Here is a 668-nt window from a genome sequence, read left to right as displayed (position 1 = left end):
ACCGCCACGTTTACCATTGATACGGTGGATGACGTTTACGCCGAAGGCGATGAAGTATTCCGCGTCAGCGTGTCGGGCATTGTAGATGGTGATAGCAATCCGATTTTTGAGGCATTAGATGTTTCAAATGCCTTTGTTGATACCACCATTAGCGATGAAACCGACCCAGGTCCAGAAGATACGGTTACGGTCACCATGACCGGTCCAGCGAATGTCGTAGAAGGTGACACCACCACAGAGTACACCGTGACACTGAGCGATCCGGCGCCAGTCGGTAGTATCGTGACCTTAGCTTACAGCTACACCACTGCATCCGGTGACGACATCACTGAAACCACTCAAGCGATTATTGGGGCGGATGGCGTAACCGCCACGTTTACCATCGATACCGTGGACGATGTTTACGCGGAAGGCGATGAAGTGTTCCGTGTTCGCGTATCGGGTATTGTCGACAGCGACAGTAATCCAATCTTTGAAGCACTGAATTTAGACAATGCGTTCGTCGACACCACCATCAGCGATGAAACCGACCCAGGTCCAGAAGATACGGTTACCGTGACCATGACAGGTCCAGCGAATGTCGTGGAAGGCGATACCACCACAGACTACACCGTGACACTGAGCGATCCGGCACCTGTGGGTAGCATCGTGACCTTAGCTTACAGCTA

General features: G+C 52.1%; 1 pseudogene. It reads left to right on the top strand.

Annotation, left to right across the window (positions count from 1 at the left end):
* A pseudogene (locus R7Z50_RS27930) lies at positions 1-668 on the top strand (calcium-binding protein); the annotation flags it as partial.

This window comes from Vibrio sp. 1249-1, assembly GCF_033340495.1.
This window is presented reverse-complemented; position numbering and strand designations above follow the sequence as displayed.